13 protein-coding genes are annotated in these 13832 nt (G+C 53.4%); 10 read left to right on the top strand and 3 right to left on the bottom strand.

Features of this window, described 5'->3' with window-relative positions:
* Window positions 1–94: 94 nt before the first annotated feature.
* A complete protein-coding gene (locus CKO12_RS05160) occupies window positions 95–355 on the bottom strand; it encodes a hypothetical protein (protein ID WP_207146272.1) in 261 nt (86 codons plus the stop codon).
* A gap of 25 nt (window positions 356–380) precedes the next feature.
* Between CKO12_RS05160 and CKO12_RS05155 the strand changes: the two genes are divergently transcribed.
* The 6 genes from CKO12_RS05155 to CKO12_RS05130 all read left to right on the top strand — a co-directional run bounded on the left by CKO12_RS05155 (window position 381) and on the right by CKO12_RS05130 (window position 6386).
* The gene (locus CKO12_RS05155; RefSeq protein ID WP_200153667.1) at window positions 381–1163 is read left to right on the top strand and encodes a hypothetical protein; all 783 of its coding nucleotides are present in this window, start codon (window positions 381–383) and stop codon (window positions 1161–1163) included.
* A gap of 157 nt (window positions 1164–1320) precedes the next feature.
* Window positions 1321–2847 carry a site-specific DNA-methyltransferase gene (locus tag CKO12_RS05150; protein WP_200153666.1) on the top strand — a complete coding sequence of 509 codons (1527 nt, stop codon included), beginning with the start codon at window positions 1321–1323 and terminating at the stop codon, window positions 2845–2847.
* Window positions 2848–2852: 5 nt separating this feature from the next.
* A complete protein-coding gene (locus CKO12_RS05145) occupies window positions 2853–3569 on the top strand; it encodes a DEAD/DEAH box helicase family protein (protein ID WP_200153665.1) in 717 nt (238 codons plus the stop codon).
* 116 nt (window positions 3570–3685) lie between these two features.
* Window positions 3686–5614, top strand: coding sequence for a DEAD/DEAH box helicase (locus CKO12_RS05140; RefSeq protein WP_200153664.1), 1929 nt, complete (start codon window positions 3686–3688; stop codon window positions 5612–5614).
* An 81-nt stretch (window positions 5615–5695) separates the two neighbouring features.
* Window positions 5696–6049, top strand: coding sequence for a nucleotidyltransferase family protein (locus CKO12_RS05135; RefSeq protein WP_242466218.1), 354 nt, complete (start codon window positions 5696–5698; stop codon window positions 6047–6049).
* Window positions 6039–6386, top strand: a complete 348-nt coding sequence (locus CKO12_RS05130; RefSeq protein ID WP_200153663.1) for a HepT-like ribonuclease domain-containing protein — start codon at window positions 6039–6041, stop codon at window positions 6384–6386. Before CKO12_RS05135 ends, CKO12_RS05130 begins: the two co-directional genes overlap by 11 nt.
* Window positions 6387–6579: 193 nt before the next feature.
* Here CKO12_RS05130 and CKO12_RS05125 read toward each other — a convergent pair whose 3' ends face one another.
* Window positions 6580–7380, bottom strand: a complete 801-nt coding sequence (locus CKO12_RS05125; RefSeq protein WP_200153662.1) for an inositol monophosphatase family protein — start codon at window positions 7378–7380, stop codon at window positions 6580–6582.
* Between the two features lie 71 nt (window positions 7381–7451).
* On the opposite strand from CKO12_RS05125, the gene CKO12_RS05120 reads away from it, so the two are divergent.
* The 3 genes from CKO12_RS05120 to CKO12_RS05110 all read left to right on the top strand — a co-directional run bounded on the left by CKO12_RS05120 (window position 7452) and on the right by CKO12_RS05110 (window position 12142).
* A complete protein-coding gene (locus tag CKO12_RS05120) occupies window positions 7452–8228 on the top strand; it encodes an RNA methyltransferase (RefSeq protein ID WP_242466217.1) in 777 nt (258 codons plus the stop codon).
* Complete coding sequence (locus CKO12_RS05115; RefSeq protein WP_200153661.1) at window positions 8225–10255, top strand: ABC transporter ATP-binding protein; 2031 nt, start codon at window positions 8225–8227, stop codon at window positions 10253–10255. Before CKO12_RS05120 ends, CKO12_RS05115 begins: the two co-directional genes overlap by 4 nt.
* A 63-nt stretch (window positions 10256–10318) precedes the next feature.
* Window positions 10319–12142 (top strand): ribonuclease catalytic domain-containing protein, encoded by a 1824-nt coding sequence (locus CKO12_RS05110; protein ID WP_200153660.1) that lies wholly within the window; start codon window positions 10319–10321, stop codon window positions 12140–12142.
* A 38-nt stretch (window positions 12143–12180) separates the two neighbouring features.
* Here the strand turns inward: CKO12_RS05110 and mepK are convergent, their stop codons facing one another.
* Complete coding sequence (gene mepK / locus CKO12_RS05105; RefSeq protein ID WP_200153793.1) at window positions 12181–12708, bottom strand: peptidoglycan L,D-endopeptidase MepK; 528 nt, start codon at window positions 12706–12708, stop codon at window positions 12181–12183.
* A gap of 305 nt (window positions 12709–13013) precedes the next feature.
* On the opposite strand from mepK, the gene CKO12_RS05100 reads away from it, so the two are divergent.
* On the top strand, window positions 13014–13694 hold the full coding sequence (locus CKO12_RS05100; RefSeq protein ID WP_420826828.1) for a lytic transglycosylase domain-containing protein: 681 nt from the start codon (window positions 13014–13016) through the stop codon (window positions 13692–13694).
* Window positions 13695–13832: the final 138 nt, after the last annotated feature.

The raw sequence follows: 13832 nt of genomic DNA, 5'->3' as shown, positions 1-13832 counted from the left end.
GCAAATCGGAAATAGCCACGCGGTCTCACATAGCCGTTCGACCCTCCCGACCGGCATCTTCATTACAGCTTTTATAACGCAGATCATTGTCCTCTCAATTCACTGTCTCGTCGCCATCAGCAATCACACTTGACACCGCAGCATCATTCGTGTTTTTATTCGCTTTAAGAGGAGTGATAACCTCATCAAGGCGGAAACGCCCACGATAGATAGGCGGTTTTTTAGTACCCACCAGTTTTGAGTTTTTTGATTGCTGGTCGGGAGTGTGGCAAATACAATACTGGTGCAAACTGGAAATAGCCACGCGGTACCTTGAGCCGTTATCACCCTCCCGACCGGCGCAGTTTTGCGTCAAGTGATAAGAAATTAAGGTGAATAAAATGGAATCCCGCAACACCCTTACCCTCACGCCCGTCAACGGCGAACTCCGCATTCGTGACATTGATTTAGCTGAAAGACTGGGGTTCGCTGATCCCCGCATGATTCGCAAGCTCATCAAGAGCAACAGCGAAAAACTCAATGAATTCAGTATTCTGTACGCTGTGGAAAAAAAGCACGGCGGCGTTGGTCGCCCTGCAACCGAATACTACCTTGACCGCAAGCAGTCGATTTTCATCTGCATGAAATCCGAGACAGCTAACGCTTTTGAGGTTCAGTTTGAGATTGTCGAAGTTTATGACGCGCATTTAACCAACAGAGCAGCTCAACCCGCCGTTGCCGATCCAGTTCTTGCAGCATTGGTGCATGGTTTGGTTGAAATTGACCGATTGAAACAACAGCAGGTTTTGATCACGCGCAAAACCGAACAACTTGAATCCCGCGTTGAACACGTTGAATTGCAACATCGCAATGGCGTTCCGAAGGGTTATTTATCTCGCTCGCAGGCGCATGTTTTATACGGGATAGGCTTATCAGCAGAAGTGTTTCATCTCGCTTTACATCGCCTTGAAGTGCCAACCACGCCCTACATTCATCATGCTGAAGATGGCAATGAAGTCGCTACCTATGGTTATCTTGAGAGCGACATTGCCGCCGCAGTACAGACATTTCTGGATGATGCTATTCAAGCCACGCGCTATATGTGTGAATCACCGTTATTGGAAGGCAAACGCTTTCGTTATAACAAATCTACAGTAACGCGCCCGAACCCACCGCAGCAGTAATTCAATCCGCCGTAATACTTGCGCTGTTATAAACTAGCAGCGCAATTTTTCTGTCAGATCAAGTGAATAAATGCCAATGACGCTGTATGAAGTTTGGAAATCGGCGTGATTATTTTTTAATCACGCATTGCATCAAATCACACCAGAGCATCACATCATGCCATTACTCGATTGGATTAACAAAGAACACGCTAAAACCTCGGTGCGCGAAGTGCCGTTTCATTTACTTAATGAAGTGGCGACTTATGGCGCAGCCGCTGACAATTTGTTAATTCAAGGCGACAATTTGCTGGCGCTCAAAGCGTTGATTCCTTTTTATGCCGGGCGCGTAAAGTGCATTTTTATTGATCCGCCTTACAACACGCAAAGCGCCTTTGAACATTATGATGACAAGCTCGAACATAGCGCGTGGCTGTCAATGATTTACCCGCGTTTGGTTTTATTGCGCGATTTGCTGAGTGAAGACGGCTCAATCTGGGTGTCGATTGATGACAATGAAGCGCACTATTTGAAAGTGCTGATGGATGAAATTTTTGGACGGCGGAATTTTGTAACCAGCTTTATATGGAAAAAAAGCTATGGCGGCGGCGCTAAGTCAAAGCATTTTGTGGGATTGCATGAATATCTCATTTGTTACACCAAACAGATTGATTTATTTCCTGAAATGTGGCTGCCGCCCGATCCAGATGCAGTTAAAAAATACTACAAATACTCAGATGAAAATTATTTAGTGCGCGGGCCATATCGGTTACAACCACTTGCCACTACGAGCATGGATGATCGTCCCAACCTTAAATATCCAGTTATTCATCCAGATGGGAGAGAAATCTGGCCAGAAAAACAGTGGCAGTGGTCACGCGAGAGAGTGATTCAAGCGCAGTTGAATAACGAAATTTTAATTACCGAAAAAGCAGGAAAGTTTACTGTTTCTTATAAACAGTATTTGCGAGATCAAGAAGGAAAAGAACGCCACAGAAAACCACAATCAATAATAGAAGGGCATTACACTCAGCACGGCACTTTTGAGAGTACAGAGTTGTTTGGTTTAGCAAACAAGTTTTCTTTTCCAAAACCAGAAGGTTTGGTTAATACAATTCTTGAGGCGTGTACAAATGTACAAGATATTGTATTAGATTCTTTTCTAGGTTCTGGCACGACTGCTGCGGTGGCGCATAAAATGAATCGGCGCTGGATTGGCATTGAATTAGGCGATCATGCTCGCAGCCATTGTATTCCGCGTTTAGAAAAAGTCATTGCTGGAGAAGCGGGTGGAATTAGCGGCGCTGTGAATTGGACGGGCGGCGGCGGATTTCGCTTTTGTACTTTAGGCGCAGCCGTATTTCATTCCCAAGGCGAATTAAATCCAGCGGTCGATTTCGCCACGCTCGCCGCCTACATCTGGCATCTCGAAACCGGCACACCTGCACCTGCGTCCTTCACAAATCCGCTGCTGGGCATTCACAACGGCGTTGCTTACTACTTGCTTTATAAAGACATTCTCGGCGCGTTGCGCTCGGCAGAAGGCAATTTATTGACTGCCGCCGTGCTTGACTGGCTCAAATCGCTGGCAACGCACGATGGCGCTTGCGTCATTTATGGCGACCTGACGCGCTTGGGCGCAACGCGGCTGGCGGCAGAACGGATTGTTTTCAAACAACTTCCCTACGATGTCACGGGACGATAAACGCAATGCTGCAACTCAAAACCTATCAACAACAAGCACTTGACGTATTGGAGCAGTTTTTACTTGCCAGCCGCGAGCAACCGCTGCCCGTCGCCTTTCGCGCCAGTTTGAACGCCCAACAGCGCGACGAAATCGACTATCAACCGCTGTTTGGCGCGACGCCGTGCGTGTGTTTGCGGATTCCGACCGGCGGCGGCAAAACGCTGTTGGCGGCGCATCTCATCGCGCTGGCGAGCGCCGCCCGCAGTGACAATCCCGCGCCGGTTGCGCTGTGGCTGACGCCATCGGACACGATCCGCCGCCAAACGCTCGAAGCGTTGAGCGATGTGCGCCATCCGTATCGACAAGCCTTAGCGCAGCATTTTGGCGCGGAATTGCGCATTTGTGATTTAGATGAATTGGCAACAATCAATACGCACGATGTTGGAAAAAGTGCAATTATCATTGTCGCCACCATTCAAGCATTTAATATCACCGACACCAAACAGCGCAACGTATATGCGTTTGATGAAAACCTCGCCGCACACTTCGCGCAATTACCGACGCACGGCGCGACTGCTTTAGAATGCGTCACTGCTGCCGATTTAACCGCGCAGCCATTTTTAACTGCCAATGATATAGGGCGCATCAAGTATTCAATTGCCAACTGGCTCCATTTGCAACAGCCGTTAATTATTGTAGACGAAGCGCATATAGTCGATCCACCACAAAATGATTGTTAAAATCGGCGCAGCACCTTCAATCCTACTGTTGTGCCGCAATCAATTTATTCTGGCTTGGCTATAACAATCGCACAGCGCGATTTTTTAATTCGCTGCAACGCCTCAATCCCAGCGCCGTGATTGAACTCACCGCAACGCCAGTCGCTGGTAATAACGTGCTGTATTCGGTCTCCGCGCAAGAATTAAAAGCCGAACAGATGATTAAATTGCCCATCGTATTATTAGAACATCCCGACGGCTGGCAGGCATGTTTAAGCGATGCGGTCTTAAATCGCAACCAATTAGAATTAACGGCGCAAAAAGAAACGGATCACATCCGCCCGATTTTATTAGTGCAAGCTGCGTCCAAAGGCGGAGAGGCGACGGTAGACGTGGTGCGGCAATATCTCATTGAGCATGAACAGATTCCAGAGCAGCACATTGCTATTGCCACCGGCACCCAAAAAGAACTTGACGGCATCAATTTATTCGAGCGCAGTTGCCAGATTCGCGTTGTCATTACGATTGAAGCCTTAAAAGAAGGTTGGGATTGTTCATTTGCTTATGTATTGGCGTCATTGCAAAACATAAAATCTGCCAAAGATATTGAGCAATTATTAGGGCGCGTATTGCGGATGCCCTACGCAAAAATGCGCGAACAAGCGGCATTGAATTGCGCTTATGCACATGTGATCGCAGAGAGTTTTGCCAGCGCCGCTGCGACTTTAACGGATCGGCTGGTGCAAAATATGGGATTTGAACGGTTAGAATTGGCGGCAGTACTGATTCCGCAAACGGTATCACCTTTGACTGGTGGCGCAAATAACGCCGTTACCATTCCCGCTTATTCTATTGAAGTGCCGCAATTACCAGACACGCGCCATTGGCCGGCAAGTATTAAAGCAGCGATTGATATTCGCCCCACCACGCAAGGTGCAACGTTATTGATTAGCAGCGCCCTTGATGCTGGAACTTTAGCGCAAGTTGAAAGTTTAATTAGTGCAGCGCAGCCTGCAAAAGCGCGTGCTGCAATTCAAGAACAATTCGCCGCACATCGCGCTTTACAACAGGCGCTGCGTGCTCCGGCGCATTTAGGTATTCAATTTGCACCAGTGCCGCATTTATGTTTACGTTTAGACGATCATTTAGAAGTTGTCGAACCAGAAACGTTGGCAGCAGTTGGGCAATGGAATTTACTCGATCATCCCGTGCAATTGGCGGGTTTTGCCCCGACTGAAAGCGTGAATACTTTTGAAATTGATCTGAATGAACAGCAGGTGAATTATCGTTATTTAGACGGGCTGGCTTTGCAACTCAACGAAGCGCCCAGTCAAGTCACAGAAGACGGTTTATTGCGGGAATTAGATCGACATCTGCGGCGTCCTTCATTATCGCAACTGCATTTACAACGCTATCTCATCAAATTAATAGCGCATTTAATCCATGATCGCGGATTTACGCTAACCGCATTAGTGCGCTGGCGGGTGCAATTAGTGCGAGCGATTAACAAAGAAATTGAACGCTTACAGCACCTCGCCATGCAAAAAGGCTTTCAACAACATTTACCCAAAATGGTGCCGCCTTCATTTCAGGAACTTGCCCAATATAGTTTTCAATTTGACCCCGGCAAATATCCAGCGCGGAATTGCTATCAAGGGCGTTATCAATTTAGCAAACATTTTTATCCCACGATTCACGATTTACGCGAAACCACCGCCAGCGGTTTAATCAGCGAAGAATTTCGCTGTGCGCAAATGATTGATATGCAGGCTAAAGTAAAACACTGGGTGCGCAATATCGAACGCCAAGCGCAGTGTTCATTTTGGCTACCAACTGCCAGTGATCGTTTTTATCCTGATTTTGTTGCGGAATTGAATGATGGCAGGGTGTTTACGGTTGAATACAAGGGCGAGTTTTATAAAAGCAATGATGATTCGCGTGAAAAAAAGCAAGTTGGGCAACAGTGGGAAACCAGCAGCAATGGACGTTGCCTTTTTTTGTTTGCGGTATCTGAAGATGAAGCGGGACGTTCTATTGGTCAGCAAATTAAAGAAAAGCTGGTGTAATGACGCCAACCGCTCGGAATTGCCAATCACGTTATACGACATGTGGCACAGCGCGATGCTGTGTTAATGGATATTGCGCAAATGACGAATAGCAGCTTTGGCATTTTCTTGAATTGGATATTTCTAGGAACAGCGATGAATAGCAACTTCACTCCCGATCAAGCCACGCTCGCTTCCTTTTGTAAACACCATCACATTTGCCGTTTATCGTTGTTTGGTTCGCATCTAAAAGGAACCGCTCGGGCAGATAGCGATGTGGATTTGTTAGTTGAATTTGAGCTGGAACATATTCCGGGTTTGCTAAAAATTGCCAGCATGGAAATCGAGTTATCGGAAATGCTGGGAAAGCAAGTTGATCTGCGTACAGCAAACGATCTCTCGCACTATTTTCGAGATGAAGTATTGCGCACGGCTGAGGTGCAATATGCACAATAACGATGAAATTCGTCTGCGTCATATGATCGAAGCAGCGGAAGATGTGCAACAGTTTATTGCCGGGCGTCACCGCACGGAACTGAATAGCGATCGGATGCTGCTGTTTGCGCTGGTTCGGGCGATTGAAATTATTGGTGAAGCAGCTAATAAAGTGTCAGATGAAACCCAAAGTGTTACAAGGGATATTCCTTGGAAAGCTATCGTTGGAATGCGCAATCGTTTGATACACGCCTATTTTGATATTAACGCGGATACAGTGTGGATGACGGCAACGGTAGAAATCCCAGCAGTGCTGGTACAATTGAAAGCATTCATGTCTAAAATGTCATCCGCATAATGTTGCAGATAATAAATGTGTTTTCGCACTCCGCGCCCGCTCACTCGCAATAAACAAATAAATGTGCTGGATGCAGCGTTTTGTGCTGACCAGCAACGGGAATAAAGTAAACGTATTGTTTTAGATAAAACAGCGGGACGCTGAATGATTCAGCGCCCCGCTGTTTGATTGCATTGCAACCATTATTTGCGTATTACATCCGCAGCGGTTCGGTTAAAAATGGCGTGATAAGTTCCAACATGGCGCGATGCACACGCGCATTGCCTGCAATCATGTTGCCGGTGTCGAGATAACGATTGCCGCCTGCAAAATCAGTAATCATACCGCCAGCTTCTAAAATCAAAATCGCGCCAGCCGCGCAATCCCAAGGCGATAAGCCAATTTCCCAAAATCCATCAGTGCGACCAGCAGCGACATAAGCTAAATCTAATGCCGCTGAACCGGGGCGGCGAATTCCCGCAGTGGCTAATGTCATTGCTTTGAACATGCCCAAATAGGCGTCGATATGGCGCTGATCGCGGAATGGAAAGCCGGTGCCAATCAATGCGCCTTCTAATGACAGACGATTGGCAACCCGCAATTTACGATCATTTAATTTTGCGCCTTGCCCGCGTGCGGCAGTAAATAATTCTTCGCGCAGCGGATCATAAACAACGCCACATTCCAAAACGCCTTTATAACGCAGCGCAATGGATACGGAGAATTGCGGGAAGCCGTGTAAATAATTGGTGGTGCCGTCAAGCGGATCAATAATCCATTGAAAGTCGCTGTTGCCACCTTGTTCGCCGCTTTCTTCTGCCATGATGGCGTGATCGGGAAAGCGGCTGCGCAATTCTTGAATAATGGTGGCTTCCGCAGCGCGATCCATTTCGCTGACAAAATCATTGCGGCTTTTGGTTTCTACTTGAATTTGATCGAGCCGATCTGAATAGCGCAGCAATAATTTACCGGCGCTGCGAGCGGCGCGAATGGCGATGTTCAAACTTGGGTGCATGTGACGGAGATTCCGAGGCAATCGCGGTATTATGGGCAGATACCGCATAGTTTTTGATGATGTGACGACGCATGATAGACGAAATGACCTCGGCGCTGACGCGCATCCGCATCGTGTTGGTGGAAACCACCCATCCCGGCAATATCGGTGCGGTGGCGCGGGCGATGAAAACGATGGGGTTGTCGCGGCTGGATTTGGTGGCACCAAAACCGCCGATTGATGCGGAAACGCTGGCGCGAGCATCGGGCGCAGATGATGTGCTCGAGCACGCCGGTCGTCATGCGACGCTGCCGGAGGCGTTGGTGAATTGTCGGCTGGTGATCGGTGCCAGCGCCCGCTTGCGGACGATTGACTGGCCGTTATTGGAGCCGCCGGAAGCTGCGCAACGCTTGTTGGCGGAAGCTGCGCATGGCGAGGTGGCGCTGGTGTTTGGGCGCGAAAGTTCGGGCTTGTCGAATGTGGAGCTGGCGCGATGTCAGGCGCTGGTTCACATCCCGACCAATCCTGAGTTTAGTTCGTTGAATTTAGCCGCTGCGGTGCAGGTGTTGGCGTATGAACTCCGCCGGGCGGCTCGCGCTGCGCACGGTGAGCAATTGCTTGATCCGCCGCGAGATGTGGCGACGGCGGATGAGATGGAAAGTTTTCACGCGCATCTCGCGCAGGCGCTGCGCGTGATTCAGTTTGGCGATCCGGCGCAGTCGCACAAATTGATGCGGCGGCTGCGGCGGTTGTTTCATCGCGCCAGCCCAGATCGCACTGAAATCAATATCTTGCGCGGGATTTTGACGGCTGCACAACGGCACCATCTGCCCAGCGCCAGCGCGTCCGATACGACGGTGCTGCCATGACTGCGCCATTGCTCGCCGTCAAGGAGTTGACTGTTGACTTGGGTAGCGCCACTGCGCCGTTGCGGGTCATTGACGGGGTGACGTTGGAATTGGCGGCTGGCGCGACGCTGGCGCTGGTGGGTGAATCTGGCTGCGGTAAGTCGTTGACAGCATTGGCGTTAATGCGGCTGTTGCCACCGGCAGCGCGGATTGTCAGCGGTGCGGTGCGGCTGGGTGACAGCGAATTGCTGCGACTGACCGAGGCGGAGATGCGGCAGGTGCGCGGGCGGCGCATGGCGATGATTTTTCAGGAGCCGCAGACGGCGCTCAATCCGGTGTTGACGGTGGGAGTGCAGATTGCCGAGGCGCTGCGAGCGTCCGATCTCACAGACTTCGACCGCGTGATTGCGCTGTTGGAGGCGGTTGGGATTCCTGATCCGGCGCTGCGTTGCTCCGATTATCCGCATCAACTCTCCGGTGGCATGAAACAGCGGGTGATGATCGCGCTGGCGCTGGCGGGCAAGCCGCAACTGCTCATTGCGGACGAGCCAACGACGGCGTTGGATGTGACGATTCAGGCGCAGGTGTTGCAATTGTTGAAAGATTTGCAGCGCGAGACGGGCATGGCGCTGCTGTTGATTACCCACGATTTGGGCGTGGTGGCGGAAACGGCGGAGCGACTGGCGGTGATGTATGCCGGCCAGATCGTGGAGACCGCCAGCGTGGCGGAGTTTTTCGCCGCTCCCGCGCATCCTTACAGCCGTCAATTGTTGGCGAGCCTGCCGAGTGCGGCGCAACGCGGCGGACGGTTGGCGACGATTCCCGGACGGGTGCCGCCGCTGGAGACGCAATTTCGCGGCTGCCGTTTTGCCGACCGCTGCGCGGAAGTGCTGGACATCTGCCGCTCTGAACCACCGCGCTGGCAAGTGAGCGCGGATGGGCGCGGAGTGCGGTGTTGGCGGGTTGAGGGGGAAGTTGGCAGTTGTCAGTTGGCAGTTGTCAGTGCGGGTGCAGATTCACCGCCAACTGACAACCGCCAACCGCCAACGCTGCTGCAACTCGTTGACTTACAAGTTCATTTCCCAATTCAGCGCGGGTTATTTCGCCGCACCGTCGGTCACATCAAAGCAGTGGACGGCGTGACGCTCGATCTGCTCGCTGGACAAACGCTGGCGCTGGTCGGCGAATCTGGCTGCGGCAAAACCACCGTCGGCAAAGCCATCGTCAAATTGCTGCCCGCCACCGGCGGTGCGATGCGTTACCGCCTCCACACCGCCACTGCGTCAGCGCCCACCATGCTTGATCTGCGCCGCGCTACCTCGCGCCAGCGCCACCTGCTGCACCAACAAGTGCAGATCATTTTTCAAGACCCCTTTGCGGCGATGAATCCGCGCCTGCTGGTCGGCGACATCATCGGCGAAGGCTTGCACGCGCTCGGACTCGCCCCGCGTCGCGCCGAGCGAATGCGCCGCGTGGCGGAATTATTGGAATTAGTCGGACTTGATCCCAGCGCCAGCACCCGCTATCCGCACGAATTCTCTGGCGGGCAACGGCAGCGGATTTGCATCGCTCGGGCGCTGGCAGTGGAGCCGCGCTTGCTGATTTGCGATGAACCCACCAGTGCGCTGGATGTGTCGGTGCAAGCGCAAATCCTCAATCTTTTGAAAGAATTACAAGAGCGGCTGGGGCTGACGTATCTGTTTATCACCCACAATTTAGCGGTGGTCGAATATCTCGCGCACCAAGTGGCGGTGATGTATCTGGGGCGGATCGTCGAACAGGGCGCAGTCGCCGCTCTCCTCGCTGATCCGCGTCATCCCTACACGCAGGCGCTGTTGTCTGCTGCGCCGGTGATTGATCCGGCAGCGCGGCGTCCGCTCATCCGTTTAGAAGGCGAGCTGCCTTCGCCGCGCCAGCCGCCGTCGGGCTGTCATTTTCATCCGCGTTGCCCCGTCGCCAGCGCGATCTGCGCCAGCAGTTATCCCGCCGTCAGCCAGTTTGGAGACGGGCGACTGGTGCGCTGCCACCACGCCAACTTATCGCCATAATCAGCCAGCCCATCGCGCTACCTGACAACTGCCAACTGCTTTCACCAACAGGAACTTCCCGCTTTGTTGACACATCAAGCCAATCCACCCGTCGCCAGTCTCGTGCTGTATAAAAATCGTCCGGCGCGAGTGGTAAGCATCGGCGAAAAAATCGAAATCGAATTGAGCGGCGGCTGCAAGCGCGTCCGTCCCAAAGATGTTGAATTGCTCCATCCCGGCCCCGTCGCCAGCCTCGCCGATCTCACCGCCCCTGACGGCGAATTGATGGCGGCATGGGAGTTGCTGGAAGGGAGCGAGACCACTTTGCAGGATTTGGCGGAATTGGCATTTGACATCTTCACCCCAGCGACGGCGTGGGCGACATGGCAACAGGTCGCCGCCGGGCTGCATTTCAGCGGTCGCCCGCAGGTGATTGCTGTACGCACCAGCGCCGCCGTTGCGCAGGAAATCGCCGAGCGTGAGGCGAAAGCTGCTGCCGAGCGCGAGTGGCAAGCCTTTTTGCTGCGGATGAAAGCCGCGCAACCAGCGGCTGAAGATGCCGCTCGTCTCGCCGAAGTGGAGCGGCTGGCGCTCGGTCAAGCCGAGCACAGCAAGGTGCTCACTGCGCTGGGTCATCCGCAAACGCCCAGCAGTGCGCAGCGCCTGTTGACGCAGGTCGGTTATTGGCAGCCGCAGCACAATCCGCATCCGCAGCGCTGCGGTGCGCCGTTGACCGATCCCGCGCTGACGCTGCCGCCGTTGCCCGACGAGGAGCGCGTTGATCTCACGCATCTTGCCGCTTACGCCATTGATGACGAAGGCAATCAAGACCCGGATGATGCGGTGAGTCTCGACGGTGAGCGGTTGTGGGTTCACGTCGCCGACGTTGCTGCGCTGGTCGCGCCAGACAGCGAGTTGGATCAAGAAGCGCGGTCGCGGGGCGCAAATCTGTATCTGCCCGACCGCATCATCAACATGCTGCCGCTGGCGCTCACCGCACAGTTGGGCTTGGGTTTGCAGCCGATTTCACCGGCGCTGTCATTTGGATTTCACTGCGCGGCAGACGGCACTCTCAGCAACATTGACATCTGCCGCAGTTGGGTGCGGGTTGAGCGCCTGAGTTATGAGGCAGTTGAGCTGCGGCTGCACGAAGCGCCGTTTGCCGAGATCGCCGCGATCACCACTCGGTTTCGTGCTCGCCGCGTCGCCGCAGGTGCCACGCATTTAGAACTGCCAGATGTCAGCATTCGCGTGGCAGACGGCGTGATCAGCATCCGCCCGCTGCTCAAGCTCGCCAGTCGCGGGCTGGTGATGGACGCGATGGTGATGGCGGGTGAAGCGGTGGCGACGACCTGTTTGGCGCACGGCATACCCATTCCGTTTGCGACGCAGATGCCGCCGGACGGGGGCGAGGAACCGACTGATTTAGCGGGCATGTTTGCGCGGCGGCGCTGCTTCAAACCGACGCGCCTGTCAGTGACGGCGGAGCCGCACGCGGGGCTGGGGTTGGCGCTGTACACCCGCGCCACCAGTCCGCTGCGGCGCTATTCCGATTTGCTGGTGCATCAACAACTCCGCGCTTGGCTCGCCGGGCGGGAGCCGTTGACCGCGCAGCAAATTATGGAACGCTGCGGCGAGGCCGACACGGCAACCATCGCCATTCGGCGCGGTGAACGTTTCTCTAATTTGCACTGGAAGATATTGTTTTTACAGGCGCATTCCGACTGGCGCGGTGAGGGCATCGTGGTCGGACGTGAGGAACGCAAGGCGGTGGTGTTGGTGCCGGAGCTGGCGCTGGAAACGCGAGTCCGGCTGCGGGAAGAGGTGGAACTCAATCAGGTGCTGCGGTTGGCGGTCGCCGAGCTGGACGTGCCAGATTTGACGGTGACGCTGCGGGTGCTGAGTTGAATCGCAAAAGCGTTGCGATTCAACGCTTTATTCCCGAATTACGCCCCCCAATGCCGCACGGTGCCGGTGTCGAGATGAACGAAATCGGAACGCGGGTAATACCCGACGCCGCCGCGTCCGAGTTCGAGAGCGGCATCGCGCAGGTGTCGCAGGGATAAATCTGGGAAGCGCACATCCATCGCTTGCCCGCGCAGATGCAGGCTGTTGCGAGCGACGCCGTTGGAGGTTTTGCGCAGCAGCGCGTTGGTTTGCGGCGAGCGATAGGCGCTCACCACCTCAAAACGGGCATCAGGATCGCCGAGCGAATCTTTCACGTCGTAGAGCAGGTCATATAACTGCGGGTCCATCGGCGCGGCGTCGCCGGTGCGGACATCCCGAAAAAACTGATTGAGCTGTCCCAATGCTGCCCGCTGATAACGGTCGCCGATGCGATACACCACGCTCAACCGCTCGTCGGTGCGCAAGTTGTGAAAGGACAGTTGGCGAGGACGTTCACGAGTAGAACTTGCCAGCACCGGCGTTGCCGCTGCCGCCAACAATGCGCCTAAAAAATAACGTCGATTCATTAAATTCTCCGCACCAAACCCCGTCAGCGCGGGATCGTTGCTTATTGACATTGCCTCAAATTTAAGGGCGCGATTATAAGTGAGGAAGCGGAGAAAGCAATCACAGCAGCGCGGCTGTTGATTCAACAAGGTTGTTGAGACGTGACAAAAGCTGAGAATTGTAACTCTTTCATCTGCATATCTTTGTTTATGAATGCTTCATTGCCATTCGTATTGGCTTTTAATACCGATTAAGCCTAAACGAAGTGCAAGCAGTAATCGCATAGAATGATCACAAAACATCAAGCGTTGTATTGAGGGCGACAATGATGCGCAACATGATTTTGGCAGTGGTGGCGAGCGTGGGCGCGATGAGTTGGATGCCGGCGGCGGCCGATATTTTTAAGTACGTCGATAGCGCGGGCAACGTTTATTTCACCGATACGCCGTTGAAAAATCAGCGGTATCGTTTGGAATGGCAACGCTCGTCGGTGCAGGAAAAGAGTGCGTCGCTCCCGCAAATCAGCCGCAGCAGTGGTGAGCGGGTGCGCCCAGCGCGGGCAAAACCGTTGTCTGGCTCGCAAACCCAACGGCGGGCGACGGTGCATCAGCTCGTGCTGGCGAATGCGCGGCGTTATCGGTTGTCGCCGGGGCTGCTGCACGCGGTGATTCGCGCCGAATCCAGTTACAACCCGGCGGCGGTGTCGCCAGCGGGCGCACAAGGTTTGATGCAATTGATGCCCGGCACGGCAGCGCGGTATGGCGTGTCGGATAGCTTTGATCCAATGGAAAATGTGCGCGGCGGGGCGGCGTATTTGCGCGACTTATTGGATATGTTTAATCAAGATTTGCGCCTCGCGCTGGCGGGGTATAACGCTGGCGAAGGCGCAGTATTGAAACACGGACGGCAAATTCCGCCGTATGCCGAAACGCAGGATTATGTGCGCAAGGTGTTGGATTATTTCCGCGCTGAACAGCCGTTGCTAAACACCTATAAAAATCTATGATTTTTAGTATCTAGGAGTTACGCAGTTGCGAACAAGCCATACAATGGTGCTGATAAATAAAATCGCACGGCACTGCGCACGATCTTATTTTTTGCTTCCATAATGCTTATTCCAGTTCGATAGAAGTAGCGTTCCAAA

This window comes from Chromatium okenii, from assembly GCF_016583745.1.
Lineage (GTDB): Bacteria > Pseudomonadota > Gammaproteobacteria > Chromatiales > Chromatiaceae > Chromatium > Chromatium okenii.
The sequence above is the reverse complement of the archived record's forward strand: the minus strand, read 5'-3'. Positions and strand labels throughout refer to the sequence as shown.

What these genes read in the sequence shown, in the direction of transcription:
- CKO12_RS05155 (WP_200153667.1), top strand. Translation starts at nt 381, where the DNA reads ATGGAATCCCGCAACACCCTTACCCTCACGCCCGTCAACGGCGAACTC.
- CKO12_RS05150 (WP_200153666.1), top strand. Translation starts at nt 1,321, where the DNA reads ATGCCATTACTCGATTGGATTAACAAAGAACACGCTAAAACCTCGGTG.
- CKO12_RS05145 (WP_200153665.1), top strand. Translation starts at nt 2,853, where the DNA reads ATGCTGCAACTCAAAACCTATCAACAACAAGCACTTGACGTATTGGAG.
- CKO12_RS05135 (WP_242466218.1), top strand. Translation starts at nt 5,696, where the DNA reads ATGACGAATAGCAGCTTTGGCATTTTCTTGAATTGGATATTTCTAGGA.
- CKO12_RS05130 (WP_200153663.1), top strand. Translation starts at nt 6,039, where the DNA reads ATGCACAATAACGATGAAATTCGTCTGCGTCATATGATCGAAGCAGCG.
- CKO12_RS05125 (WP_200153662.1), bottom strand. Translation starts at nt 7,380, where the DNA reads ATGCACCCAAGTTTGAACATCGCCATTCGCGCCGCTCGCAGCGCCGGT.
- CKO12_RS05120 (WP_242466217.1), top strand. Translation starts at nt 7,452, where the DNA reads ATGATAGACGAAATGACCTCGGCGCTGACGCGCATCCGCATCGTGTTG.
- CKO12_RS05115 (WP_200153661.1), top strand. Translation starts at nt 8,225, where the DNA reads ATGACTGCGCCATTGCTCGCCGTCAAGGAGTTGACTGTTGACTTGGGT.
- mepK (WP_200153793.1), bottom strand. Translation starts at nt 12,708, where the DNA reads ATGAATCGACGTTATTTTTTAGGCGCATTGTTGGCGGCAGCGGCAACG.
- CKO12_RS05100 (WP_420826828.1), top strand. Translation starts at nt 13,014, where the DNA reads ATGATGCGCAACATGATTTTGGCAGTGGTGGCGAGCGTGGGCGCGATG.